The sequence below is a fragment of the Aeromicrobium phragmitis genome (genome assembly GCF_003674095.1).
Taxonomy (GTDB): domain Bacteria; phylum Actinomycetota; class Actinomycetes; order Propionibacteriales; family Nocardioidaceae; genus Aeromicrobium; species Aeromicrobium phragmitis.
Genome location: NZ_RDBF01000175.1, coordinates 1 through 366, shown reverse-complemented (window position 1 = coordinate 366; position 366 = coordinate 1). Strand labels below are relative to the sequence as shown.

Genomic DNA, 366 nt, shown 5'->3' with positions numbered 1-366 from the left:
CTCTCAACGCGGAGCCCACTCGGCGCGGGCCTGATCCTCATCGCCTTCGCGGTCGTGGCGATCGCGATCGTGCTCGTTCCCGCGCACCTCGTCCGCCGCGTGTCGGGGGCGCATCACGCGATGGTCGCCGGGGTCCACTCCACGAGCCAGACCCTGCTCCGGTTCGCCATGCTCGTGCTGATCGCGCTGATGGCGGTCTCGGCCCTGTTCGAGCTCGACGTCGTGCTCGGTGCCTTCGTCGCCGGGATGCTGCTGCGCCAGCTCCTGCCGCACGACGACCGCACGTTGCTCGACAAGGTCGAAGTCGCCGGATTCAGCCTGCTGATCCCGGTCTTCTTCGTGACCAGCGGAATGGCGATCGACATC

1 protein-coding gene is annotated in these 366 nt (G+C 68.0%); it reads left to right on the top strand.

The genetic code is table 11. The features are described from left to right. On the top strand, positions 1 to 366 hold a 366-nt coding region (locus D9V41_RS16840; RefSeq protein WP_208006932.1), incomplete at both ends, for a cation:proton antiporter domain-containing protein.